Annotated in this window: 3 protein-coding genes; all 3 read left to right on the top strand. The window is 37.0% G+C overall.

Going from position 1 to position 2,330, the window contains the following annotated elements:
* The first annotated feature begins 281 nt into the window (after positions 1-281).
* Positions 282-962: a glycerol-3-phosphate 1-O-acyltransferase PlsY gene (plsY, locus tag FFR48_RS27325; RefSeq protein ID WP_096567835.1), complete on the top strand. Its 681-nt coding sequence runs from the start codon at positions 282-284 to the stop codon at positions 960-962.
* Positions 963-1,531: 569 nt separating this feature from the next.
* Entirely contained in the window at positions 1,532-1,720 is a 189-nt protein-coding gene (locus tag FFR48_RS27320; protein ID WP_096567837.1) for a hypothetical protein, read from the top strand.
* Positions 1,717-2,330: AAA family ATPase (locus tag FFR48_RS27315; RefSeq protein ID WP_162501990.1), on the top strand; the 614-nt coding region annotated here is incomplete at its 3' end. The genes FFR48_RS27320 and FFR48_RS27315, both read left to right, overlap by 4 nt.

Here is a 2,330-nt window from a genome sequence, read left to right as displayed (position 1 = left end):
AAAATTTTAGATTTTAGATTTTAGATTTTAGATTGGAGTTAACAAAAACAATCCAAAATCCAAAATCCAAAATCCAAAATAAATAACTCCTGACTCCTGACTCCTGATAGCGACTTGTACTGAGCCTGTCCTGAGCCTGTCCTGAGCCTGTCCTGAGCCTGTCCTGAGCGGTGTCGAAGGGCGGTGTCGAAGGGCGGTGTCGAAGGGCGGTGTCGAAGGGCGCAGTCGAAGTAAGCGTGGCGTTAGCCATACTTCTGAACTTCTGAACTTCTAATAAAATTATGGCTATTTGGTTGACTTTGTGTGGGGTAGTGGTTTTATTAGCTTACCTTTTGGGTTCTTTTCCCACTGGATATCTTGCAGGTAAGTTATTAAAAGGTATTGATATTCGTGAAGTTGGTTCTGGTTCAACTGGTGCCACCAATGTTCTGAGAACCTTGGGTAAAGGTCCGGGGGCTTTTGTGTTATTTGTTGATTGTTTGAAGGGAGTATTAGCCATAAATCTGGTTTATGCTTTATTCAATTTTGCTCCTGGTTATAATGTCATACCTGCAAATTTAAATGTGCAATTATGGCAACCTTGGTTAGTAACTTTGGTTGGGTTAGGGGCAATTTTAGGACATAGTAAATCAATCTTTTTAGGTTTTACTGGTGGTAAGTCTGTGGCTACCAGTTTGGGTATTTTATTAGCCATGAATTGGCCGGTTGGTTTGGCTACCTTGGGGGTTTTTGGTGTAGTTATTGCTATATCTAAAATCGTTTCTTTAAGTTCTATTTCTGGTGCTGTTGCTGTTTCTATTTTGATGGTGGTTTTCCAGCAACCTTTAGCTTATGTTTTGTTTAGTATTGCTGGGGGTTTATATGTAATTATTCGTCATCGCAGTAATATTGAAAGGTTGCTGACAGGTACAGAACCCAAAATTGGCCAGAAGGTAGAAACTGAATCTCAACAAACAGCGTAAATAAAGCCTGGTAATTAATTCCCAGTTTCATGAAATTTGGCTATCGAATACTTGGTTTATTTACGCCGTACTGTACTACCATCTTTTTGTGTGGGCATCGCATCTATAGCGTTTCCCAGTCTCATTAGGTACACCCTTATTTATTTACTGCTACCAATTCCCAATTCCCAAAGACAAAAAACTCTGTACCTCACTAACTTGGTAAATGCTATATCTATAGATTTCTTCATTTATTTTTCTTTCTTGGGGGGGCGAAAATTGATAGTTGAGGGGTTGACTCGGTGCTGGGGGCGCGGTACTATTCTAGTATAATGGAGTGTTGCTAATATTTTTAAAATAAGCAATATCCCATTGTTAGAGCTTGTAAAGATAACTTTACCAGGAATAAATAAAAAAAGCAATCCCTTTCCAGCCGCCAAATCATAAATTTTTACCTATTTTTGATGCAGTTTCATAATTAAAAATCTATATTAAATTAGAAATTATAAAGTTTTATAACTGATAACTGATTACTAAATGTTGACAAAGATGGTTAAAATAGATAGAAAAGTCTATTTTTACAACCCGTTATGTCTACAGAATCAAATATTGAAGATGTACAAGCACCAATTAATACTGCACCACCGGAAGTTAAACAGATAATTGAGAGAGTTTGTAGGTTAGAAAAATCAAGACTTGCGAGAAAAAGCAAAGGTGCAATTAATGATGATATTTTAGGAATAATCAAAGAAGCAGTGAAAGAAGTGGTGCAGGAATGAAACTAACCTCGATTAAACTTTGTAATTTTCGTTCTTTTTATGGACAGACTCCAGAAATTACCATTGCGACGGGAGATATTAAAAATACTACAATAATTCATGGGAATAATGGAGCAGGTAAAACCAGTTTATTAAATGCGTTTACCTGGGTGTTATATGAAAAATTTACTGCTGCGTTTGCTGCGACAGAACAGTTAGTAAATAAAAGAGCGATCGCAGAAGTAGAAAATGAACAACCTGTAGAATGTTGGGTAGAAGTTGGTTGGGAACATGAAGGAAACCGATACCGAGCAAAACGCACCTGTCGAGTTTATAAAAATGCTACCAACATGGAAGCAACAAAAACAAAATTAATTATTCAAACCGTAGGAGATGACGGTAAATGGTATTTTCCCATTGAACAAGCAGAAGAGATTATCAATAATATATTACCAGCAAGTTTACATCAATATTTCTTTTTTGATGGGGAACGCATAGAAGAAATAGATGAAATAGTATTAGATGCCTTTGCTGCTGGGGTGGTAATGCTTTTAGACGACGAAACCCTAACTATTCCCACACCAAAACAGCCGTACATCAAACAACTACAACAAGCCTTAGAACTAGAAGA

It is taken from the genome of Sphaerospermopsis reniformis (genome assembly GCF_005402885.1).
GTDB lineage: Bacteria > Cyanobacteriota > Cyanobacteriia > Cyanobacteriales > Nostocaceae > Sphaerospermopsis > Sphaerospermopsis kisseleviana.
This window is presented reverse-complemented; position numbering and strand designations above follow the sequence as displayed.

What these genes read in the sequence shown, in the direction of transcription:
- plsY (WP_096567835.1), top strand. Translation starts at nt 282, where the DNA reads ATGGCTATTTGGTTGACTTTGTGTGGGGTAGTGGTTTTATTAGCTTAC.
- FFR48_RS27320 (WP_096567837.1), top strand. Translation starts at nt 1,532, where the DNA reads ATGTCTACAGAATCAAATATTGAAGATGTACAAGCACCAATTAATACT.